This is a genomic window from Streptomyces sp. NPDC000941, from assembly GCF_053599555.1.
This window is the reverse complement of the sequence record NZ_JBSFMM010000111.1, coordinates 16,363-37,842: the sequence shown is the minus strand read 5'-3', so window position 1 is coordinate 37,842 and position 21,480 is coordinate 16,363. Positions and strand designations below refer to the sequence as shown.

20 protein-coding genes and 1 riboswitch are annotated in these 21,480 nt (G+C 71.1%); of the genes, 11 read left to right on the top strand and 9 right to left on the bottom strand.

What is annotated here, in order from left to right:
* Positions 1-264: 264 nt before the first annotated feature.
* Complete coding sequence (locus ACWDSL_RS30595) at positions 265-765, bottom strand: ATP-binding protein (RefSeq protein ID WP_450490880.1); 501 nt, start codon at positions 763-765, stop codon at positions 265-267.
* 145 nt (positions 766-910) lie between these two features.
* Between ACWDSL_RS30595 and ACWDSL_RS30590 the strand changes: the two genes are divergently transcribed.
* The 7 genes from ACWDSL_RS30590 to ACWDSL_RS30560 all read left to right on the top strand — a co-directional run bounded on the left by ACWDSL_RS30590 (position 911) and on the right by ACWDSL_RS30560 (position 4,832).
* The gene (locus ACWDSL_RS30590; RefSeq protein ID WP_450490878.1) at positions 911-1,762 is read left to right on the top strand and encodes a helix-turn-helix domain-containing protein; all 852 of its coding nucleotides are present in this window, start codon (positions 911-913) and stop codon (positions 1,760-1,762) included.
* Positions 1,763-1,772: 10 nt separating this feature from the next.
* Positions 1,773-1,973 (top strand): DUF397 domain-containing protein, encoded by a 201-nt coding sequence (locus ACWDSL_RS30585; protein WP_450490876.1) that lies wholly within the window; start codon positions 1,773-1,775, stop codon positions 1,971-1,973.
* A gap of 133 nt (positions 1,974-2,106) precedes the next feature.
* Positions 2,107-2,499 (top strand): sortase-dependent protein, encoded by a 393-nt coding sequence (locus ACWDSL_RS30580; protein ID WP_450490874.1) that lies wholly within the window; start codon positions 2,107-2,109, stop codon positions 2,497-2,499.
* The gene (locus tag ACWDSL_RS30575; protein WP_450490872.1) at positions 2,496-3,134 is read left to right on the top strand and encodes a class F sortase; all 639 of its coding nucleotides are present in this window, start codon (positions 2,496-2,498) and stop codon (positions 3,132-3,134) included. The genes ACWDSL_RS30580 and ACWDSL_RS30575 overlap by 4 nt, the downstream gene beginning before the upstream one ends.
* Before the next feature lie 155 nt (positions 3,135-3,289).
* Entirely contained in the window at positions 3,290-3,781 is a 492-nt protein-coding gene (locus ACWDSL_RS30570; protein WP_450490870.1) for an RNA polymerase sigma factor, read from the top strand.
* The gene (locus tag ACWDSL_RS30565) at positions 3,765-4,259 is read left to right on the top strand and encodes a hypothetical protein (RefSeq protein WP_450490868.1); all 495 of its coding nucleotides are present in this window, start codon (positions 3,765-3,767) and stop codon (positions 4,257-4,259) included. The genes ACWDSL_RS30570 and ACWDSL_RS30565 overlap by 17 nt, the downstream gene beginning before the upstream one ends.
* A 72-nt stretch (positions 4,260-4,331) precedes the next feature.
* Positions 4,332-4,832, top strand: a complete 501-nt coding sequence (locus ACWDSL_RS30560; protein ID WP_450490866.1) for a GNAT family N-acetyltransferase — start codon at positions 4,332-4,334, stop codon at positions 4,830-4,832.
* Between the two features lie 29 nt (positions 4,833-4,861).
* On the opposite strand, the gene ACWDSL_RS30555 is transcribed toward ACWDSL_RS30560, so the two are convergent.
* The 5 genes from ACWDSL_RS30555 to ACWDSL_RS30535 form a co-directional block, all read right to left on the bottom strand.
* On the bottom strand, positions 4,862-5,248 hold the full coding sequence (locus ACWDSL_RS30555) for a hypothetical protein (protein ID WP_450490864.1): 387 nt from the start codon (positions 5,246-5,248) through the stop codon (positions 4,862-4,864).
* 148 nt (positions 5,249-5,396) lie between these two features.
* On the bottom strand, positions 5,397-5,792 hold the full coding sequence (locus tag ACWDSL_RS30550; RefSeq protein ID WP_450490862.1) for a hypothetical protein: 396 nt from the start codon (positions 5,790-5,792) through the stop codon (positions 5,397-5,399).
* 214 nt (positions 5,793-6,006) lie between these two features.
* On the bottom strand, positions 6,007-8,883 hold the full coding sequence (locus ACWDSL_RS30545) for a tectonin domain-containing protein (RefSeq protein WP_450490860.1): 2,877 nt from the start codon (positions 8,881-8,883) through the stop codon (positions 6,007-6,009).
* A gap of 41 nt (positions 8,884-8,924) precedes the next feature.
* Positions 8,925-10,493 (bottom strand): hypothetical protein, encoded by a 1,569-nt coding sequence (locus ACWDSL_RS30540; RefSeq protein ID WP_450490858.1) that lies wholly within the window; start codon positions 10,491-10,493, stop codon positions 8,925-8,927.
* Positions 10,494-10,681: 188 nt separating this feature from the next.
* Entirely contained in the window at positions 10,682-11,929 is a 1,248-nt protein-coding gene (locus ACWDSL_RS30535; RefSeq protein WP_450490856.1) for an alginate lyase family protein, read from the bottom strand.
* Positions 11,930-12,119: 190 nt separating this feature from the next.
* Between ACWDSL_RS30535 and ACWDSL_RS30530 the strand changes: the two genes are divergently transcribed.
* A complete protein-coding gene (locus ACWDSL_RS30530; protein WP_450490854.1) occupies positions 12,120-12,689 on the top strand; it encodes a hypothetical protein in 570 nt (189 codons plus the stop codon).
* Positions 12,690-12,709: 20 nt separating this feature from the next.
* On the opposite strand, the gene ACWDSL_RS30525 is transcribed toward ACWDSL_RS30530, so the two are convergent.
* From ACWDSL_RS30525 to ACWDSL_RS30515, 3 genes are all read right to left on the bottom strand, one after another.
* Positions 12,710-14,197, bottom strand: coding sequence for an FGGY-family carbohydrate kinase (locus tag ACWDSL_RS30525; protein WP_450490852.1), 1,488 nt, complete (start codon positions 14,195-14,197; stop codon positions 12,710-12,712).
* A gap of 126 nt (positions 14,198-14,323) precedes the next feature.
* Entirely contained in the window at positions 14,324-15,169 is an 846-nt protein-coding gene (locus tag ACWDSL_RS30520; RefSeq protein WP_450490850.1) for a DeoR/GlpR family DNA-binding transcription regulator, read from the bottom strand.
* Positions 15,166-15,810: a histidine phosphatase family protein gene (locus ACWDSL_RS30515; protein ID WP_450490848.1), complete on the bottom strand. Its 645-nt coding sequence runs from the start codon at positions 15,808-15,810 to the stop codon at positions 15,166-15,168. Before ACWDSL_RS30515 ends, ACWDSL_RS30520 begins: the two co-directional genes overlap by 4 nt.
* A gap of 110 nt (positions 15,811-15,920) precedes the next feature.
* Here ACWDSL_RS30515 and ACWDSL_RS30510 point away from each other — a divergent pair, with 110 nt between their 5' ends.
* The 3 genes from ACWDSL_RS30510 to ACWDSL_RS30500 all read left to right on the top strand — a co-directional run bounded on the left by ACWDSL_RS30510 (position 15,921) and on the right by ACWDSL_RS30500 (position 21,462).
* Entirely contained in the window at positions 15,921-16,952 is a 1,032-nt protein-coding gene (locus tag ACWDSL_RS30510; protein ID WP_450490846.1) for a 2-hydroxyacid dehydrogenase, read from the top strand.
* A gap of 101 nt (positions 16,953-17,053) precedes the next feature.
* Positions 17,054-18,532 carry an FGGY family carbohydrate kinase gene (locus ACWDSL_RS30505; protein WP_450490844.1) on the top strand — a complete coding sequence of 493 codons (1,479 nt, stop codon included), beginning with the start codon at positions 17,054-17,056 and terminating at the stop codon, positions 18,530-18,532.
* Between the two features lie 288 nt (positions 18,533-18,820).
* Positions 18,821-18,943, top strand: a riboswitch (cobalamin riboswitch).
* A 125-nt stretch (positions 18,944-19,068) separates the two neighbouring features.
* A complete protein-coding gene (locus ACWDSL_RS30500) occupies positions 19,069-21,462 on the top strand; it encodes a ribonucleoside-diphosphate reductase subunit alpha (RefSeq protein ID WP_450490842.1) in 2,394 nt (797 codons plus the stop codon).
* Positions 21,463-21,480: the final 18 nt, after the last annotated feature.

Sequence of the window (21,480 nt, the reverse complement as noted above, 5' to 3'; positions counted from 1 at the left end):
CATCCGTCGCGCTCCCGAGCCCCGGTCCAGCGCACCGCTGGGCCGGCTCACTGGCCACCGCGCGGCAGCAGTCGCGGCGGAGCGCAGCGGAGCCTCTTTGAGCTCAGCCGCCTGCCGGGCCGAGGAGTCGGGGCGCCGGGTTGGCCGCCCCCTTCCCTCCCGCTGCTGCCGCTTTGGACCCGGAGGGTCCGAGACGAAACCCGCACCCGCCCGAGCCGAATGCCGCGAGACGGCGCACAGGCACAGCGAAGCGAAGCGGAGCGCTCAAGCCGCGATGTCGAAGGCATCGCAGGGCGTCGGCGCGAGTTCGAACCAGAGCAGCTTGCCGCTGATCCCGAAGAGCTCGTCGGCGAGGGCATAGCCGCCCCAGTTGTCGGCACAGATCCGCACGATGAGCAGCCCGCGCCCGTACGTGGCCTCGGTGTTCGCAGCGGCTTCGGCGAGGGCGGCCGAGCGGTCGAAGAGGGCCGGTGGCTTGTCGAACGGTGGTGGGATGTCGGGGTTGGTGTCCCAAATGCTGACGCGGAGACGGCCCTCTTCGACGGCCCGGATGCGCATCTCCGCCGGGCCGGTGGTGTGGCGATAGGCGTTGGTCACCATTTCGCTGGTCACGAGCGTGGCTGGGTCGGTGGGTTCACCCATGTCGTGCCGGGAGAGCACGGCCCGCAGGGTGGTCCGGGCGATGGCTGCGGCGCGGGGGTCGTGAGGCAGACGGAGGGAGTACGACCAGGGGTTTTCCAGATTCTCCGGGGATACGGTGGGCACGGAAGTCTCCTGTCTGGAGGTGGAGTTGGCGCCGCCAACGGTACGGCGCTCAATGGCCTATATTCCACCCATCCGAAGAAATAAGGGCCAAGTTGCCCTGTGTGGGTGACAGGTGCACACTGTGTGCCGACCTGGAGGAAGAACCATGCCGTCGAGCAACACCCCGACACTGCGTCAGCAGCGACTCGGCGCTGAGCTGCGCAAACTACGGGAGCGCGCAGGGCTGTCGACCACTGCGGCCGCCTCACTTCTCGGCGTCAATCAGTCCCGCATCAGCAATATCGAGGCCGGACGGTACGCCGTGGGTGCCGATCGCGTCCGCGCCATGGCCCGCAACTACACCTGCGCCGATGGGCGGCTTGTCGAGGTGTTGGCCAGCATGACCGGAGGTCGCACCCGAGGCTGGTGGGAGGAGTACCGGGACATACTCGTCCCTGGCTTGCTCGACCTCGCTGAACTGGAGCATCATGCCACGGCGCTGCGCATCGCGTCGGTGGTCCACATGCCCGGCGTGCTGCAGACGACGCAGCACGCGCGCACCATCTTCAGCGAGGCCATTCCGCCCCTCGCCGGGTACGAGGTGGAGCACCGGGTCTCGTTCCGTATCAAGCGGCAGGCGGTCCTCTACGGGGACCGGCCGACCCCGCTTACCGCGATCCTCCACGAAGCCGCCCTGCGCATGGGTTTCGGCGGACCGGAGACGACCCGCAAGCAGCTTGCACACCTCGTCGAGATGAGCGAGCACAAGCACATCAGCATCCTGGTGATCCCTTTCGGGGGCGGCACTTTCCCCGGGTCCGGGCAGCCCATCGTCTATGCGCACGGCCCGGTACCGCAGCTCGATACCGTGCAGTTGGACACGGATCACGGGTGCGAGTTCATCGACGCGGAGGCCAAGTTGGTGATGTACCGCTCCGTGCTGGAGCGGATGGAAAGCTGTGCCTTGGAGCCCGCGAAGTCGCGCGATCTGATTCACCGCATCGCACAGGACATCTGAGAGGGAAGGCATGCCCACACTCCACTGGCGGAAGTCCTCGTACAGCTCCCAAGGAGCCAACTGCCTCTACGTCTCCTCCACCGCCGACGCCACCATCCGCCTCCGCGAAAGCGACGCCCCCGACACCATCCTCACCACCACCCCCACCGCCCTCCGCTCCCTCATACGCAGCGCCAAGGCCGGCCACCTCGACCACATCGGCAAGGCGTGACCCAAAAACACACTTTGCCTTCTCTTTACAACCCGCCCCACCGCCCCCTCGTCTCTCCGCTCGATCCGTAACTCAGCCCGCCGCGTACACGTACACGTACCGGCCGGGCGGACCGACGAGAGAGAGCGATCCCATGCGCCGAACCGTCCTCAGTGCCGTGGCACTCGCATGCACCGCCGTGCTGGCGAGCACGGTGCCCGCGTTCGCCGACGAGGCGACCCCGGTCCCGAGCAAGACCCCGGCCACCAGCGTCCCGTCCCCCCGCGAGGAGCCCACCAAGACCCCGGAAACCGCCGCGCCCGCGCCCGCCACCGCCGTCCCGACCCCCCGCGACGAATCGCGCCAGAAGCCGGCCGACTCCCAGGTCCGCGCGGTGCCGAAGGGCGCGCCGAACACCGGGGTGGCGGAGGAGTCCTCGGATTCCGGGGTCGGCGCCGGGCTGATCGGCGGCGGCGCTGCCGGGGTGCTCGTCGCGGGTGGCGCGGCGGTGTTCGTCGTACGTCGCCGGCGGGCGACCGGGGCATGACCCTGGTCTCCAGGCGCGCGTTCGCCACGGCGGCGATGGCCTCGCTGCTCGTGGGGTGCGGCGGCGGCCACCAGGCCGAACAGGCCAATCAGGCCGCGCAGGGCACACGGACCGCCGGGCGTTCCGGGAGCACGCCGTCGCCTTCTTCGAACCCCGTGAAGGCGGCGCGTGCCCTTGGGCGTTCGGTCCCGGTCAGGCTGCTGATCCCGGCCATCGGGGTGGACACCTCGGTCATGCGGCTGGGGTTGGCGGCGGACGGGACTGTGCAGGTGCCCCCGATCGCGGCGCACGACCGGGCGGGTTGGTACCGGCACTCGCCGACGCCGGGGCAGGTCGGCCCGTCGGTCATCCTCGGCCATGTCACGGTCGGCGCCTACGGTGACGGGGTCTTCCGCCACCTCTCGCGGCTGAACCGGGGGGACAGGGTCGAGGCGCGCCTGGAGAACGGCAAGACGGCTGTGTTCACCGTCAGCTCCGTACGGACGGTGGCCAAGTCGGACTTCCCGGCGGACGACGTCTACGGGAACGTGGACCGGCCGGAGCTGCGGCTGATCACATGTGGTGGCCCCCGTAGCGGCGACGCGTACCGCGACAACGTGATCGTCTTCGCCGCGCTGAGCTCCACCAGGCCCTGACCCGCCACCCCTGACGCACCCACCCCCCACTGGATCCCGGGCCGATGGAACGTACGCCCGACGGAACGTACTCCAACGGAACGTATGCCGACGGAAACATACGCCCCCGGCCCGGGATCCCTCCCGACACGTGCCGCCAACGGCAATGGAGAGTGTTGAAACGGTCCCGTGACACGGCGGCGTCCGAGCTGTTCGCCGCCCTCTATCCGCGCCTCGCCGGCTGGTGCCGCCGGCTCGTCGACGACGACGAGACGGCCCACGAGATCGCCTCGGAGGCGTTCACCCGGCTCTGGGCCCGCTGGACGTCCGTGGAGGAACCCCGCGGCTTCCTCTACGTCACCGCGGCCAACCTCGTCCGGGACCACTGGCGCAAGCTGGAGCGCGAACGCAAGGCCCTGCGCCGCTTCACCGCGGAAGCCGCCACCCGCCCCCACACCGAACAGGCCGACCCGTCGGTGCGCCTGCTCGTGCAGTCCCTGCCGGAACGGCTGCGCGTCCCGATCCTGCTGCACTACTACGCTGACATGCCGGTCCGGGAGGTGTCCGTACTGACCGGGCGCAAGGAAGGAACCGTCAAGGCCGACCTCCACGCAGCCCGCGAACTGCTCCGCGCCCATCTGAGGAGAAGCCTTGACCACACGCCTTGACGACGGCTCGGAGTACGAACCCGACGACCCCCTCACGGTGATCCTGCGCCCCACCACCGACCACCTCAGCCCGCCCGCCGGCCGATACGAGACCATCCGCCGTACCGCCGCGCGCCGCCGCCTGCTCCGTACCGCGGCCGGAGTCGGCCTGGCCTGCGCCGCCGCGGCTCTCGTCGCGCTGCCGCTCAACCTGGTGACACGCGAGACACACGAGTCACCCGCGCCCCCGACGGTTCCCCTCGTCCCGCCGGCCACCAGCGGTCGTACCGCACACCCGACCCCGACCCCGGATACGCCGATCCCGACGGCCACCTCCACCCCGTCGGAGGCACCCGGACGCGTCAGCCCTCGCCCCACCCAGGAGCCCGGGCCCGCCGTCTCCACCCGCGCACCGTCGGCGACACCGGTCTCGCCACGGGACGCGCCGTCGAAGCAGCGGACCGGCCCCGTCGACGTACCCAAGAGGAATGCTCAGTGATCCACGGCACTACCGGCGTCAGCCCGCACACCTACCGCCGCAGCTTCAGCTGACATGCGGGAAACTGCCGGTATGGACATCACGATCAGGCGGGCGCGGGACGAGGAGCTGGACGGGGTCGGCGAGCTCACTGCGCAGGCGTACCTCGGGGACGGGCTGCTGGAGTTCGGCGAGAGCGACGGGTATCTGGCCCAGCTGCGCGACGCCCGGCGGCGCGCCGAGCTGGCGGAGCTGCTGGTCGCGGCGGACACGGCGAGTGATGAGGTACTGGGCACGGTGGCCTTCGCGGTGTACGGCGGGGCTTATGTGGACCTGGCACGGCCGGGCGAGGGGGAGTTCCGGATGCTGGCCGTACGGCCCGAGGCTCGGCGGCGCGGGGCGGCGGAGGCGCTGGTGCGGGCGTGTCTGGACCGGGCGCGGGAGCTGGGCCTGGAGCGGATCGTGATCTCCAGCCAGCAGAAGATGGCCGCCGCGCACCGGCTGTACGGGCGGCTGGGTTTCGTACGGGCCCCGGAGCGGGACTGGGAGCCGGTACCGGGGATCACCCTGTGGGCGTTCACCGTGGAGGTGTGAGGGCGAGGCGGGACGCGGCTCCCGACCAGTCACGCTGATTCGCCGGAGAGCAGCCACCGCCAGCGTCGGCGCTCCGTGACGAGGGTGATGACGGCCATCAGGGTCACCGGGCCCGCCGCCCACGCGGGCCAGGCCAGCCACGAGGAAGCCACGGCCGCGGCGAGTTGGAGAAGCACCAGAAGGATCGTGACCCAGCCCGGTACCGCGATGATCACCTTCGCCTTGTCTCCCGGGGTGGAGAAGCACGTGGGAAGGCCGATCAGAAGCACCACGGACAGGGCGGCAAGCAGCCACGAGTGGCCGGACAGCGCCCAGGGAGTCGCCACCCAGGCGACGAGTTCCACCGCGAAGCGCAGAACGGACGCGGTGCGGTCGTCGGGTCGCGTCGAAATCGTATCCCCAGCAGCGTCGATCACCTGCGGACGATCTCACGGCCCGCGCCCGACGGCCAAGAGCCGGGGCGCCGATGCTCTGAGGGTCCCGAGGGCCCCTGATCCGGTAGGTCGGGGGAGCCGGGCCCCGCTGCTCACACAGCGGAACCGGCCCAAGACCTTCGTGGAACTTCTAGTTGTTCTCGCACTTCTTGGTGTCCTTGTTGATGTCGATAATCTCGTTGATGTGCCCGAATTTGTACTTTCCTTGGGTCATTCCCTGGAAAGTGACGCACTTGTACATGGGCGTCGATCCGTCGTTGTAAAACACGAAGGCAGCGGTGATGCGCGTGCCTCCCAGGCAGTGGTTGTTGTAGTACACCGTGGTGGTCGTCCAGCCGGTCTTCCACGAGAAGTTGACCCGCGCATTGGACTCATTGCACTTGATGCTGTCCTTCCCCGACTTGGGCGGGGCGGCCTGTGCCGCCGATGCGGTCGGGGCGGGCGCCGCGAATGCCGGGGCGGACATCAGACCGAAGGTGAGGCCGGCGGCGGCGAGGGTGGCTCCGGCGGATATGAGAGTGCGCATCAATTCCCCCAAGGGTGGTCGCACATCACTACACGAGTGATCGTTCCAGGGTGGTCGCGATCACTAAAGGCTCCCGGCCCAGCGGGCGTCAAGCCCCGCGTCTGCCGGGGCATGTTGGTGTCACCGGGCGAAGGCCCGGTCCTCTGCGATGGGTCGCAGAGGACCGGGATTTCCCTGCGTCAGCTGCCGCACGTCGTGCAGGTACTGCCGGGACCTACGCCGTGTTTCCGGTGGGCACGGCGACGCCCTTATAAGTCCACTGCCCGAGGTTGTGCCAGCGGCCGTTGCTGAAGACCTTGTTCGGAAATTCTCGTTCGATCAGGATCCCGCCAGGGCGTCCGTCCGGGTGGAAGCCGACGGCCGACATCTTGATGATCTTGGGCACGGTACGGGGGCCTTCGTAGATCGGCGTCACCTGGTAGCGCACCACCTGCCCGTCGTCGACGATGGCGTCCCTCACCTGGGTCTCCAGGGTTTTCATGTCGTTGTTGAACCCCTCGTCGTCCCTGACCGGGGCGTTGGCGGGCCGGGAGCAGGTCACCAGGTTCGCGAGGTCCTTCCCGTCGCCGCTGAGCTGATTGCCCAGCAGATGGCAGTTGTTGACCCGCGCGCTGGGTGTGAGCCCCAGATGGGCAGTTGTTTTGACGGCCCAGTAGTACCCGGGCGGCCTGATCTCCTTCGTGACGTCTGACCCTTTATTGGCCGCCAGGTAGGCGGCGTCGAGGCAGAGGTCCACGCCGGTGGCACGGTTTCCGTGGGCGGCGTCACGAGGCTTGGGAGGCACCCGTTCGACGCTGCCGTTCCGGCAGTCTTCCCGGCGCGGCGGGTCTTCCTTGCGGTTGTCGGCCAGGTCTTTGGTGTTCTTGTCCAGGAGTGCGCGGGCCTGGAGCAGGACGGTCTGGGCCCGTTCGACCCGGCTGCGGTACTCGGGCAGCTTCTTACTGATGTCCTTCACCGTTTCGACGAGCTTGTGGCCCTTCCGGAAGACGGTGATCACGCTGCTGAAGTTGGCGGCGGTCATCAGGCAGCTTTGGACGTCGCCGGTGGTGAAACACTTCTCAGCGTCCTTGGCACCCAGGATGTCGAGGAGGATTCCTGCGCCGTTCTGCTTGAGCCAGCCGACCAGGTCCATGTCGACCAGCAGCTTGGCCTCGCGGTACTCCTGAACGAACTGCTCGCCACGTTCCCTCCGCAGCACGTCTTCGTCCCGCAGTTCTTGCAGGGCGTGGGCCGGGCTGCCCTGGTAGCGCCACGTCTCGTCGTCGTGCTCGAAGACGGCGTTGTGGTCGGTGGACAGACCATAGAGGTGATCGTCGCTGACGACGAAGGTGGTGCCGGGACTGCCGATGTGCTTCCACGGCTTGTCCTTGCCGTCGTACTGGAAGACGTGGCCATCGGTGGGACTGGTGGCGAACAGGCCCGCGCCGCCCGCGTACAGGCTCTGCGCCGGGCCACCGATCTTCTTCCAACTGGTGCCCTTGCCCGTCCACTCGAAGACGGCGGAGCCGTCGGCGGCCAGGCCGTAGAAGTGATCGTCGCTGACGGCGAAGTCCGCCCCGGCGTCGCCGATCTGGCTCCAGCGGTCGGGTTTGCCGTCGTAGCGGTAGACCTTGCCGGTGTCGAGGCGGGTGGCGAACAGACCCGCGCTCCCGGCGTACAGGCTCTGCGCCGGGCCGCCGATCTTCTTCCAGTCGGTGCCCTTGCCCGTCCACTCGAAGACGGCGGAGTGGTCGGCGGTCAGGCGGTAGACGTGTTCACCGGTGACTTCGATGTCGGCGGATGCCTCACCGATCTCGGTCCACGCATCCGGCTTGCCACCGTACTCATAGACCTTGGCGGTGTCGGGGTTGAGGGTGAAGACACCCGCCCGGCCCGCGTGGACGGTCTCGGCGGGGCCGCCGATCCTGGTCCAGGTGGTGCCGTCCTCCCGTTTCCACACACTGTCGTGATCAGGGGCCAGGGCGTACAGATCGCCGTCGGCCGTCACCGACATCTCGTTCTTGGCGACCTCGGGGGCGCTGTCCGCGCCCTGGGCGTTCGCGTCCGTCGGCGGGACTTCCTCCTCGGCCGACGCGGATTCCTCCGGCGTCGGGGGCGCGGTGGGATCCGAGGCCGGTGGCGCGGTGGGATCCGCGGGCGTCGGCTGGGTGGGGGGCGGCTCGGCCGCGGTCTTCACCGGGGCGCCCAGCGCGGTCCAGCCGGTGCCGTCGCCGCTCCATCGGTGGACGGCGGTGCCGTCCGGGGCCAGGCCGTAGACGCCGCGGCCGCCGACGGCGAACGTGGCGCCCGGCCCGCCGGTCTCGGTCCAGCGGTCCGGTGTGCCGTCGTAGCGGAACAGCTTTCCCGTGTCGGGGTTGGTGGCGAAGAGACCGGCACCACCGACGTGGATGTTCTTGGCGGCGCCGCCGATCTTGGTCCAGGTGCGGTTGTCCGGAGACCATTCGTTCACGGCGGTGCCGTCGGGGGTGATGCCGTAGACGCGGTCCGCCCCGACTGCGAACGCGGCGCCCGGCCCGCCGATCTCGGTCCACTGCTTTGGGGTGCCGTCGTACCGGAACAGGTTCCCCGTGTCGGGGTTGGTGGCGAACAGGCCGAGCTTGCCCGCGTAGATGTTCTTGGCGGGATCGCCGATCTTGGTCCAGGTGCGGTTGTCCGGTGACCACTGGTTCACGGCGGTGCCGTCGGGGGTGATGGCGTAGACGTGGTCTGCGCCTACGGCGAAGGTGGCTCCCGGTCCGCCTATCTCCGTCCACTGGTCCGGTGTGCCGTCGTACCGGAACAGGTTCCCGGTGTCCGGATTGGTCGCGAACAGACCGGCGCCGCCCACGTAGATGTCCTTGGTGCGGCCGCCGATCCGGTTCCAGGCTGCGGCGTCACCCTGTCGTTCGTAGACCGCGGAGTGGTCGGCGGCCAGCGCGTAGACGCGGTCCGCGTCCGCCACGACCGAGGTCAGGGGCACGGCTTGGGGCGGCTCATCGGCGCGGGCGGGTGCCGCGGTGAGCAGGCTCGCGACGACGGCCCCGGCCAGTAAGGCGCCGATGCGCCGCAGCGCGGTCGGCCGACCGCGGCCCCGGTGCGGGAGAGAAGACATGTGACCTCCAGAGAGGAGAAAGGAAGCGAAGAGAGCGAGAGTCAGCGGGCGGCGGGGGCGCCGATACGGGCCCAGGCCGTGCCGTGGCCGGTCCACTGATAGACCGCGCCGCGGTCCGGGGAGAGGCCGTAGAGGCGGTTGCCCACGACGGCGAAGGTGGTTCCGGGGCCGCCGACCTTGGTCCAGGACCGGGGGCGGTTCTCGTACGCGTAGATCCGGCCGGTGTCGGGATCGGTGGCGAAGAGACCGGCGCCGCCGCCGTAGATCTCCCCGGCCGGTCCGCCGACGCGCTTCCAGCTCGTGCCGTACCCACTCCACTGATAGACCGCGCCGCGGTCCGGGGACAGGCCGTACAGCCGGTTCCCGGCGATCGCGAAGGAGCCTCCCGGCCCGCCGATCCGGCTCCACTGGCCGGGCCTGGCGCCGTACCGGTAGAGGTCACCGGTGTCGGGGTCGGTGGCGAACAGGCCGAGCTTGCCCGCGTAGATGTCCTCGGCGGGCCCGCCGATACGTGTCCAGGCGGTGCCCCGGCCGGTCCACTGATAGACCGCGCTGTGGTCGGGGGACAGACCGTAGAGGCGGTTGCTGGTGACGGCGAAGGTGGCGCCGGGGCCGCCGATCCGGGTCCAGGAGTCGGGGCGGCCGTTGTACTTGTAGATCCGCCCGTTGTCCGGGTTGGTGGCGAACAGCCCCAGCTCGCCCGCGTAGATCTCCCCGGCCGGACCGCCGATGCGCCGCCAGCCGCCCTGGCCGCCGCGCCACTCGTACACCGCGCTGTGGTCCGCGGCGAGGGCGTAGAGCCGGCTGTGGCCGGCTAGGGAGACGAGGGCGGTCGTGGCACCGGTCCGGGGCTTGGCGGGCGCCGGCTTGCGGTTGGGCGGAGTGGCCTTGGACGGGGCGGCCTTGGGCGGCCGGGCCGTGGCGCTCGGGGCGGGCGTACGGGAGGGGGCCGTCGGAGTCCGTGAGGCCTTCGGGGCCGGCGGGGCCGATGAGGCTGGAGTGTCGACGACATGGAGGTAGCGGCGGGCGGTGTAACTGTTGAGCGGATGCCCGGCGAGCCGCCCGGACGTGAGGCTCCCGATGTCCTTGCTGGTGGGCCGGGAGCGGCTGCTCTGCTGGTAGTAGCTGAAGGTGCCGCGCTTCTGGTCGATCCAGCCGCCGAAGATCACCGCATGCTGGGGGGAGTTGAGGATGTCGCCGGGCTTCAGGTCGGCGATGCGGATGGCCGTCGACACGCTGGGCAGGGAGTGGGTCGACAGGCTGCTCCTGAGCTGCCAGGCCATCGACACATACCCCGAGCAGTCCTGCCGATAGGACCTCCCGGTGGCCTCGTCCGGCCACCAGCTGAACGGCGCGCTGGTGCCGTTGGCGCTGTAGGGCACCTTGCGCTCCACCCAGGCCTGGGCGCGCTGGATGATCTGCCGGCGGGTCACCCTGACCCCCGGGACGGCGTCACCCCCGGGACGCCCGGTTGCGGTGACCGTCTGAGAGGTGGCCCGGACACTGTCGGCCTGGACGGGAACGGATGCCACGGCGGTGGCGGCGAGCGCGGCACCGATCAGGCCGTACGCGCCGCGCAGCGCCACTGTGCGGAAGGGGGAACGGGACAACGGTGTCTCCTCCGGTGAGTCATGGAATGTGGAGACCACCGTGCTGATCGGAGGAGTTGGCCACCCGGCGGCAGCGACGACGTCGCAGGTCGGGGGGGTGACGGACGATGGACAACGCCATTTGTCCACGGACAAAGGCCCCCGCTCCCGGGATCTGCGGATGTCCGGGAGCGGGGGCCTTGGTGGGGTCAGTTGGTGTTGTTGGCGTGGGTCAGGGTCTCCCAGGCCACGAAGAGGTTGTTGGTGCCGGCCGGGCGCTGCTGCTCCGTGAGCTTCTGGGTGTTGTCCATGGGGTAGCCGAGGCGGTTGTGCAGGGCGTTGAACCCGACCTCGGTGATCGGGCCAAGGCCGCGCTTGACCGTCCCGCCGCACAGCCAGGAGGGCGGGGCCGTGCCCAGCTCGTACTTGGACTGGAAGCCCAGCGCCTGGCGGAGGCGTTCGCCGACCTGGGGGTAAAGGTCCTCACCCTGGATGCGCGAGGTCTCCGCGATATGCGAGATGGCGGAGATGCCGTATCCGGTGTGGGTGAAGTCCCGGCAGGTCTCCTGGGTCAGCCCGGTCACGAACGTGGACTGGCCCTGCCAGTACTTGACGATCTTGTCCTTGGTGTCCAGGCCGCTGCCCGGCACGGTCTTGGGCAGCGCGCCGTCGGATTCGAGGTAGACGTACGCCTGGGTGCGGTTCAGATAGCGGGCGACCGCCTTGTCGTAGCTGGTGCGGTCGTCGAGAAAGACGGAGATGCCGACGGCGGCCTCCATCATGGACAGCTCCCAGTTGCCGTTGCTGTTGGAGCCGTTGATGACCTTGGGGAGGTAGACGTTGCGCAGCATCGTCGCGAAGCGGTTGACGTTCGGCCAGCTGGTGTAGGTGTAGCGGATGATCTCCGCGGCGCGCGGCCACACGGATCCGGCCCAGCCGGTCTGGAGGGGTGCGTTGCTGTTGGTGTGGTCCTTGATCGTGGCCGACCAGGCGTCCATGATCTCGATCGCCTTCTTCGCGTAGCGATCGTCGCGGGTGACGTACCAGGCGAGCGCATGGGTGTACGCGGCGATGGCGTCCTGCCGCTCATCGGTGCAACCGTAGTTGGGGTCGGAATACGGGCCGCATTCCACCACTGCCCGCGGCTTAGGCGTGTACGACAGCGAGCCGTACTTGCTCGCCATCATCTGGTCGTACGCACCTTTCCACGGCGCCGCGCCCGCCTGCACCTTGCCTCGTATGAAGTCGAGTTGGGAGCTGCCGACCAGGACACCGGGGTGGGTGAACGCGGCCTGGGCCCGGGGCTGGGCCTGAGTCTGCGCCTGGGTCTGGGCCTGCGCCGGGCCGACCAGGGCCCCGGCCAGGCAGGCGGCTGACAGGGCGGCGGCGGTCAGCGTGAGGACCTTTCGGTTGTGAGGGGTTCGCGGGTGGGTCGATCGGTCAGGAGTTGCAGGCATGGGGGGGTTCCCTTCCGGCGGCAGATGCCCGGGCATCTGTTTGTGGACCCGAATCCCGATCACATATGTGATGAGTGGGCGCGGGGAGAAGATAGGTATAGACCAAGCCGCCGTCAAGAGACCTGACACCCACCGCCGGTGGCCATACGATGCGTTCACCCGACCACACCTCTCCCTCACGGCGGCGTCCATGAGCAACGCGTACTCGCCCATCCCCGAGCTCAACCTCCTCAAGGAGTTCGACGACAAGTTCGGGGCGGAGGGCTACGCCGACGGCTTCGAACTGCGCGACTACGACGACAAGAAGTGGCTCGACGGCTGGCTGCGCGATCCCGAGAACCCCGACCGTGCGGAGTTCTTCGCCGGTCTGATCCCCTTCGCGGATGCCACCGGCAGTGGTTCGGTCTACGCGCTGTGGCGGTGCGACGACCGGGCCGACCTCGCCGACCTCCCCGTCGTGTTCCTCGGCGACGAGGGCGACGTCTGGGTCCATGCGAGCAACCTACGAGAGCTGTTCCGGCTGCTTCCCATCGAACGCGACATGGCGTACGAGGACGAGGACCTGGACGAGCTCTTCCCCGCGCGTCAGGAATACCTCGCCTGGCTGAACCGGAACTTCGGCCTCGCCCCGCCCGACGAAGACGAGGAAGAGGCCCTGTTCAAGGCCGCCATGGAGACATTCGCCCGGCAGTTCGGCACATGGCTGGGGCGGTTCACGGGCGAAGAGGCGGTCGAGGACATGCTCCGGATATCGCTCTGAGGTTTCAACCGCTCAGAGCGTCAAAGAGACGCGCGCCGGCCGAGCCAGCCGCGTTCGCGCAGGGCGGCGGTGAAAGCCGCGTACGACTCGTCGAGCGCCGCGCGTTCCGTTTCGTCCGGCTCGATGTCCCGGCCCGTACGGACCATCGCCGCGGCGCTCGCCGCGAGGTCGGGGTGGAGCGTGCCGGAGGCGGCGAGAAGCGCGGCGCCGAAGGCGGTTTCGGCGTGGTCGGCGACGCGTAGGGGCATGCCGAGGGCGGTGGCACGGATGCGGGTCCACAGGGCGCTGCGGCTGCTGCCGCCCGCGGCCCATAGGGGTCCCTCGACGGATACGCCCAACTCCCGTACGCGCTCGATGGCGAGGCGTTCCAGGAAGGCGACGCCCTCCAGCTCGGCGCGGTGGCGGTCGGCCTCGTCGGCCGGGGTGCCGAGGAGGAAGCCGCGGGCCTCACCGCTGACGAAGGGGAAGCGCTCGCCGTCGCGGCGCAGGGGGTAGGCGACCACGGACGCGGGGCCGCGGGCGGCCGCGGCGCGGTCGAGGGCGGGGAGTCGGTCGGCGGGGACGTGTGCGAGGGCTTCGCCGCCGGTGTTGGACGCGCCGCCCGGCAGCCACCAGCCGTCGGGGTGGCGATGGCTGTAGAGCGCGCCGGTCGGGTCGGTGACCAGCTCGCGGGTCACGCCCTTGAGGACGTACGTGGTGCCGAGTACGCCCACGAACTGGCCCGGCCGGACGGCCCCGGTGGCGATCTGCCCGGCGCATCCGTCCGTCATCGCGAGCCGGACCGAGCAGCCGGCCGGCAGCCCCGTCTCGTCCGCGGCGACCGCGCACACCGTGCCCACCTCGGTGGCGGGGGCCTGTACGGGCGGCAGCCACTGCGGCGGTACGCCCAGCGCGTCCAGGACCTCGGCGGGCCATTCGCCGACGCGGGCGTCGTAGCCGGTCTTGAGGGCGTGGCTCCAGTCGGTGGCGACCGGGCCGCCGGTGAGCCGCCAGGCGATGAGGTCGGGGGTGTGGAGAAGGTGGCGGGTCGCCGCGCGGTCGGGGGCGTCCTCCCCCGCCAGCCACGCGATGCGGCCCAGGGCCGCCGTCGGGCCGACCGAGAGGCCGAGGGCCTGCCAGCGGGGGGCGCCGATGCGCTGGGCCTGGGCGTTGAGTTCGGCCGCGCGGCGGTCGTCGTACATCAGGGCCGGGCCGAGCGGTTCACCCGCGGCATCGGCCAGGACGACCGTGCCGGAGGTCGCCGACGTGGCGACGGCCACGACCTCCCGGCCGCCCGCCGGGAGCGCCGCGGTCGCCTGCCGCAGGGCGGCGGCGACGGCGGGCCACCAGGCGCGGGCGTCCTGCTCGCTGTGGCCGCCCGCGGCGCGGCGCGGTGGGGGCAGCGGCTCGCGGGCCTCCGCACGGACCTGTCCCTGTGCATCGACGCACACCACACGGACCGCCGCCGTGGCGATGTCGATGCCCGCCACGACCTCCGGGGAGGACAACGAGGACGACGTTGTACTCATAGGGGTCGGCTCCTTCGGTGCGCAGCGCGGCCGTACAGCGGCCGTACAACGGTGGGCCTTGGGGGCTCCCCGGTGCGCCCAAGGCCCACCAGCCTCATATGCGAAGTGAAGTTAACACGAATGACGTTAAGAGCGCGCCCCCGTCGCCCCCGTAGCCCGCGCCGCCCCCGTCACCCCCGCCACCTTCGCCGACCTCACATCCGTACGCTCCCGCAGCTCCGCCAGCAGCCCCGCGTCCACCCCGTCGTCGACCACCAGATGGTCGAAATCGTCGACCGGGCACAGCCGGTGCAGAGCCGTGCGCCGGGTCTTCGACGCGTCCATGAGGAGCACCTTGCGGCTGCCGGCCGCGAGCATGGCGCGCTTCACGAGGACCACGTCCTGCTCCTGGTGGTAGGTGGTGTGCGCGTCCACCGCCGAGGTGGAGACCAGCACCATGTCCACCGACAGCGCCTCGATCGCCGCCACGCAGGGCACGCCGAGGAAGGAGTCGTGGGTGTGCGAGTACTCCCCGCCCAGGCCGATCAGCCGGGTCTGCGGCACCCCGGCGAAGACCTCCTCCACGCGCCGGGCGTTGGTCACCACGGTCAGCGGGGCGGCGTCGACCAGGAGCCGGGCCAGGGCGAGGGCGGTCGTGGAGTCGTCCAGCATGATCGACATGCCGGGCTCGACCAGCTCCGCGGCGGCCACGGCCACCGCCTCCTTCTCGGCACGGTTCACGCCCATCCGGTAGTCCAGGCTGGACTCGAAGACCGAGGACGGCAGCGCGGAGACCCCGCCCCGGAACTTGCGCACCACGCCGAGCCTGGCCAGCTCGTCCAGGTCCCGGTGCACGGTCATCAGGCTGACGCCGGTCAGCTCGGCGAGCTCGGCCGCGGTTGCGGTGGAGTGCGCGAGCACGTACTCGGTGATGGTCTGCCTGCGTGCGGACTGGGAGCGGGGCGGGACGTCGGACGCGCCGGTCGTGGTCATGAGCCGGATTCTCCCCCACGGGTCGTGGCTCCATCCCCCGTCGGCACGTTCAGCGAACGCAGCGCCGTCCGCTCCCCCGCCACCTCGATCTCGCTCACCGCCGCGTTGTCCAGCCGCGGGAACACCTGCCGGTAGCGGCCGACGGGGATGCCCAGCAGCGCGCACAGCGCCATCCGCAGCAGGGAGTTGTGCGCCACGACGAGCACCGTGCGGTCCGGGTGCGCGGCGGCCAGGCCGCGCAGGGCGGCCGCGGCGCGGGCCGCCGCGGCGGCGGGCGGCTCCGAGCCGGGGAAGGCGCCCGCTTCCGCGTCCGCCCGGAAGGCCCGTACGGCCGCCGGGTCCTCCGCCTCCATCTCGGCGATGGTGCGGCCCTCGCCCCAGCCGAAGTCGATCTCGCGCAGATCCTCGACGACCTCGGGGACGAGCCCGAGCGCGTCGGCGGCCGGGCGTGCGGTCAGCCGGGCCCGGCTCAGCGGGGAGCAGGCGACCACGTGTACGTCGCGTCCGCTCACCCAATGGGCGAGCGCTTCCGCTTGCCGGAATCCTCGTTCCGTCAGGGCCACGTCGGAGATCCCCGCATACCGGTTCTCCGCGTGCCACACCGTCTCGCCGTGGCGAACGAGCAGTAGACGAGCCGTCACAGGACGCTTCCTCTCCTCAGCCTGTATGACGCGCGGACCATTGCTTTGTCACGTCAACGATGTTAAATCTAGCGTCGCCTCTGTGATGGAACGCCGAAGAAAGGCCACCCATGCGCGTCCTCGCCGCCGGAGACCACTTCGTACGCCCCGACCTCATCATCGCCGCGCTCCGCGACGAGCCGGGGCTGGCGGACGTCGATGTCGCCGAGCTGACGCTGCCGTGGCCACACGAGCCGTTCGGCCCCGTGGGCGGCCCGGAGAGCCGGGTGATCGAGGCCAGTGGCACCGAGGAGCAGGTGATCGAGGCGCTGGCGGGGGCGGAGGTCTGTGTGACGCAGATGGCGCCGTTCACCGCCGGGGTCTTCGCCGCCCGCCCCGAGCTGCGCATGGTCGCGGTCTCCCGCGGCGGCCCGGTCAACGTCGACCTGCCCGCCGCCACCCGCGCGGGCGTCGCCGTCAGCTTCGCGCCCGGCCGTAACGCCACCGCCGCCGCCGAATTCGCGATCGGCATGATGCTCGCCGCGATGCGCCGCATCCCGACCGCCGACGCCGAGCTGCGCGCGGGCCGCTGGCGCGGGGACTTCTACGCGTACGAGGAGGGCGGCATCGAGCTGGACGGCGCGACCGTCGGCCTGGTCGGCTACGGGGCCATCGGCCGGATCGTCGCCCGGGTGCTGCGCGCGTTCGGCGCCCGGGTGCTGATCGCCGACCCGTACACCGACCCCGAGACCGCCCGCGCGGACGGCGTCGAACCGGTCGAGCTGGACGAACTCCTCGCCCGCAGCTCCGTGGTGAGCCTGCACGCCCGGCTCACCCCCGAGACCAAGGGGCTCATCGACGCCGACCGGATCGCCCGGATGCGGCCCGGTGCGGTCCTGGTGAACACCGCGCGCGGCGGCCTGCTGGACTACGCGCCGCTGCCGGAGGCGCTGCGCACCGGCCGGCTCGGGGCCCTCGCCCTCGACGTGTACGACCTCGAACCGCCGCCCGCCGACTGGCCGCTGCACTCCGCGCCCAATGTCGTCACCACCCCGCACCTCGCCGGCGCCACCCGGCAGACCGCCCACCGCGCGGCCGCCATCACCGCCGCCGAGGTCGGCCGCTACGCGCGCGGCGAAAAGCTCGCCCACCCCGCGAACTAGCGCCATCATCAGCCCAGCCGCCTCGCAAACCAGCGCCCGGCCCAGCCCTCATCAGCCCAGCCCCCGCCCCACAGTCGATGCCCCCAAGGAGGGCCGTACGCATGAGCATCGTCCTCGGAGTCGACGTCGGCACCTCCGTCACCAAGGCCGTCGCCTTCGGCCGCGACGGCCGGTCCCTGGCCGCCGCGAGCCGCCCCAGCCGACTGGACCGCCTGCCCGGCGGGCGGGTCGAGCAGGACCTGGAGGACGTGCTGCGCACGGTCGCCGAGGTGGTCCGCGAGGTGACCGCCGCCCTGGCCGCCGGCGGCCTGGCGGCCCCGGTCGCGCTCGCGCTCACCGGGCAGGGCGACGGGCTGTGGCTGCGCGACGCGGCGGGCCGGGCGGTGCGCCCGCCGATCTCGTGGATGGACGGCCGGGCGAACGACACCGTGACCCGCTGGGGCGAGGACGGCACCATCCGCGAGCTCTACCGGCTCACCGGCTCCGGGGTGTTCCCCGGCTGCCATGCGCCGCTGCTGCGCTGGCTGGCCGACCACGAACCGGAGGCGCTGGCGCGCGCCGAGGTCGCGGGCTACTGCGTGGACGCGGTGGCGCAGCGGCTCACCGGCGTCATCGGCGTGGACGCCTCGGACGCGTCGATGCCCTTCCTGGACGTGACCACGCGCGAGTATGTCCCCAAAGCCCTGGAAGCGTGCGGAATCGCCGAATACGCCCGGCTGTTGCCGCCGCCCGCCGCGCCCGGCACCGTACGGCGACTGGACGAGGCGGGCGCGGAACTGCTCGGGCTGCCGGCCGGACTGCCCGTCACGGCGGGCCCGTACGACCTTCCGGCCTGCGCGATCGGCAGCGGGGTCGAGGAGGTCGGCGACGGCCTGCTGATCGTCGGCACCACGCTGGCCAGCCAAGTCCTCACCGACAGCGCCCGGATCGACCCGGCCGCCGACCCGGCGGGCATGTGGCTGTGCGTACCCGACCGGGACCGCTGGCTGCGCGGTATGCCCGCCATGGTGGGCACGGCGGCCCTGGAGTGGGTCCTGGAGTTCGCCGGGGCCACCACCGCCGACCTGGACGCCCTGCTCGCCGCGAGCCCGCCAGGGGCGCGCGGGGTGACCGCGCTGCCCTTCCTGTCCGACGCGGGCGAGCGCGCCCCGTTCGTGGAGCCCGCCGCGCGCGGCCGGTTGGACGGGCTGACCCTCGCGACGACACGCGCGGACGCCGTACGGGCCGTCTGCGAGGCCGTGGCGTACGCGGCCCGGCACTGCCTGGAGGCCGCGGGGCTGACGGCGAGCCTCGCGGCATGCGGGGGCGGCACCCGATCCGCCGCCTGGACCCAGCTGTTCGCGGACGTCCTCGGCCGGCCGGTGCGCATCCCCGACGAGCCCGAGGTGGGGGCGCGCGGCGCGGTCGCGGTCGCCTGGCGGGCGCTCGGCGACCCGGTGGACGCGTCACAATGGCGAGCCGATTCGCGTACTGTCGTACCGGACGCAGACCGCGCCGAGGCATACGAGCGCGGCTACGCGGACTACCGGGCCAGGCTGGCCCGTACCCTCGCGGAGTGGCGGGCAACGACGCCCGCTTAGAGTTCCACCCGGAGTTCGACCCGGCGCCGCGCCGGACCCGATGACGAGCCCTTGCCGGGCCGTGTCGGGCTCGCGCGCGGCCGCCCGCGAACCCGTGCCTGACCCTCGCCAGGACCGCCCCAGGGCCCGCGCAAGGCCCGCCTCAGGCCCGCGTACGGTCTGCCTCGGGCCCGCGTACGGCTCGCGCCAAGTGCGCGCCAAGTCCGGCACGGAATAGCACATTCGTACGAAACACTCCACCTCGCGACACAACATGTGGGGGCGCGTGCGCTCGCCACCACAAGATGTATGCTCATGCTCGCTGTCGCCGCAGGGGAATCCGGTGGGAATCCGGAACTGTCCCGCAATGGTGTACGCGTACGCTTTTGCGTACCCGCAAGTCCGAGGACCTGCCGACAGCCGTCTCATACGTCCGGGCCTCGCGGGTTGGGCCGGTGGACGCTGCGCGGTATGCCGTCCGCTGTTTCGGCATGCCCGTACGCGCCCATCGCTCACCGCCCCGCAAGGCCCCTAGCCGAGCGAGGGAGAGCACTTCAGTGACCATCGCGCCAGCCGATCCGGTTTCAGAGGCAGCGGCTATTCAGGGAGCGGACGACGCGCCCGGGACCGCCCTGCTGCGGACCCTGACGGCGCTCACCGCCGACCTGCCCGCCACCGACCCCGGCAAGGTCGCGGCCGCCGCCCTGCGCGGCCGCCATCCCGGTTCGGACGAGGCGGAGTTGCGCACTCTCGCGACCGAAGCGGCGGCCGGGCTGATCGCCGAGGAGCCGGAGTACTCGAAGCTCGCCGCGCGGCTGCTGACCCTCGCCGTCGCCGAGGAGGCGGCCGGGCAGGGCGCGGTCTCCTTCTCCGCCTCGGTGGCCGTGGGGCACCGCGAGGGCCTGATCGCGGACGGCACGGCCGAGTTCGTGACCGCCCACGCCGCCCGCCTGAACGCCCTGGTCGACAAGGCGCTTGCCGACGGCGCCGACGACCGCTTCGGCTACTTCGGGCTGCGCACGCTGCACAGCCGCTATCTGCTCCGCCACCCGATCACCCGCCAGGTGATCGAGACCCCGCAGCACTTCCTGCTGCGGGTGGCCTGCGGGCTGGCCGAGGACCACTCGGAGCGGGCGCTCGACGACGTCGCCGAGCTGTACCGGCTCACCAGCACGCTGTCCTACCTGCCCAGCTCCCCCACCCTGTTCAACTCCGGCACCCGGCACCCGCAGATGTCGTCCTGCTATCTGCTGGACTCGCCGCTGGACGAACTGGACTCGATCTACAACCGCTACCACCAGGTCGCGCGGCTCTCCAAGCACGCGGGCGGCATCGGCCTGTCGTACTCACGCATCCGCGCCCGCGGTTCGCTGATCCGCGGCACCAACGGGCACTCCAACGGCATCGTGCCGTTCCTGCGCACGCTCGACGCCTCCGTCGCCGCCGTCAACCAGGGCGGCCGGCGCAAGGGCGCGGCCTGTGTGTACCTGGAGACCTGGCACGCGGACATCGAGGAGTTCCTGGAGCTGCGGGACAACACGGGCGAAGAGGCCCGCCGCACCCACAACCTCAACATCGCACACTGGATCCCGGACGAGTTCATGCGCCGGGTCGAGGCCGACGCCGACTGGTCGCTGTTCTCGCCGGCCGACGCGCCTGCGCTGGTCGACCTGTGGGGCGACGAGTTCGACGCCGCGTACCGGAAGGCCGAGGCGGAGGGTCGTGCCGTCAAGACCGTCCCGGCGCGCCAGCTGTACGCCCGGATGATGCGCACCCTCGCGCAGACCGGCAACGGCTGGATGACCTTCAAGGACGCCGCCAACCGCACCGCCAACCAGACCGCCGAGCCCGGCCGGGTCGTGCACTCCTCCAACCTGTGCACCGAGATCCTGGAGGTCACGGACGACGGCGAGACGGCCGTCTGCAACCTGGGGTCGGTCAACCTGGCCGCGCACCTGGGCGAGGACGGTCAGATGGACTGGGAGCGGCTGGACGCGACCGTCCGTACCGCCGTCACCTTCCTCGACCGTGTGGTGGACATCAACTTCTACCCCACCCAGGAAGCCGGGGCGTCCAACTCCCGCTGGCGGCCGGTGGGTCTGGGCCTGATGGGCCTCCAGGACGTCTTCTTCCGGCTGCGGATGCCCTTCGACTCGCCCGAGGCGCAAGCGCTGTCCACCCGGATCTCCGAGCGCATCATGCTCGCGGCGTACGAGGCGTCCTGCGCGCTCGCCGAGCGCCACGGCCCGCACCCGGCCTGGTCCGCCACCCGCACCGCGCGCGGTGTGCTGCACCCGGACCACTACACGGACGCGGTGGCGACCTGGCCCGAGCGGTGGGCGGCGCTGCGCGAGCGGATGGCCAAGTCGGGCATGCGGAACTCGCTCCTGCTGGCCATCGCCCCGACCGCGACGATCGCCTCGATCGCGGGCGTGTACGAGTGCATCGAGCCGCAGGTCTCCAACCTCTTCAAGCGCGAAACGCTCAGCGGTGAGTTCCTTCAGGTCAACTCCTACCTGGTGAACGACCTCAAGAAGCTCGGCGTATGGGACACCCAGAGCCGTGAGGCGCTGCGCGAGTCCAACGGCTCGGTCCAGGACTTCTCCTGGGTGCCCGAGGACGTACGGCAGCTGTACCGGACCGCGTGGGAGGTCCCGCAGCGCGCCCTGATCGACATGGCCGCCGCCCGCACCCCGTACCTCGACCAGAGCCAGTCGCTGAACCTCTTCATGGCCTCGCCGACCATCGGCAAGCTCAGCTCGATGTACGCGTACGCCTGGAAGCGCGGCATCAAGACCACGTACTACCTGCGCTCGCGCCCGGCGACCCGGATCGCTCAGTCGGCCCGCGCCGCCGCCCCCGCCACCATCCCCGTACAGCAGGTGCCCGCCGACCCCGAGGTCATCGCCTGCTCCCTGGAAAACCCCGAGTCCTGCGAGGCCTGCCAGTGACCACCGCCCCCGAACGCG

Coding starts and splice junctions, on each gene's coding strand:
- ACWDSL_RS30590 (WP_450490878.1), top strand. CDS start 911: ATGCCGTCGAGCAACACCCCGACACTGCGTCAGCAGCGACTCGGCGCT.
- ACWDSL_RS30585 (WP_450490876.1), top strand. CDS start 1,773: ATGCCCACACTCCACTGGCGGAAGTCCTCGTACAGCTCCCAAGGAGCC.
- ACWDSL_RS30580 (WP_450490874.1), top strand. CDS start 2,107: ATGCGCCGAACCGTCCTCAGTGCCGTGGCACTCGCATGCACCGCCGTG.
- ACWDSL_RS30575 (WP_450490872.1), top strand. CDS start 2,496: ATGACCCTGGTCTCCAGGCGCGCGTTCGCCACGGCGGCGATGGCCTCG.
- ACWDSL_RS30560 (WP_450490866.1), top strand. CDS start 4,332: ATGGACATCACGATCAGGCGGGCGCGGGACGAGGAGCTGGACGGGGTC.
- ACWDSL_RS30550 (WP_450490862.1), bottom strand. CDS start 5,792: ATGCGCACTCTCATATCCGCCGGAGCCACCCTCGCCGCCGCCGGCCTC.
- ACWDSL_RS30545 (WP_450490860.1), bottom strand. CDS start 8,883: ATGTCTTCTCTCCCGCACCGGGGCCGCGGTCGGCCGACCGCGCTGCGG.
- ACWDSL_RS30535 (WP_450490856.1), bottom strand. CDS start 11,929: ATGCCTGCAACTCCTGACCGATCGACCCACCCGCGAACCCCTCACAAC.
- ACWDSL_RS30530 (WP_450490854.1), top strand. CDS start 12,120: ATGAGCAACGCGTACTCGCCCATCCCCGAGCTCAACCTCCTCAAGGAG.
- ACWDSL_RS30525 (WP_450490852.1), bottom strand. CDS start 14,197: ATGAGTACAACGTCGTCCTCGTTGTCCTCCCCGGAGGTCGTGGCGGGC.
- ACWDSL_RS30520 (WP_450490850.1), bottom strand. CDS start 15,169: ATGACCACGACCGGCGCGTCCGACGTCCCGCCCCGCTCCCAGTCCGCA.
- ACWDSL_RS30510 (WP_450490846.1), top strand. CDS start 15,921: ATGCGCGTCCTCGCCGCCGGAGACCACTTCGTACGCCCCGACCTCATC.
- ACWDSL_RS30505 (WP_450490844.1), top strand. CDS start 17,054: ATGAGCATCGTCCTCGGAGTCGACGTCGGCACCTCCGTCACCAAGGCC.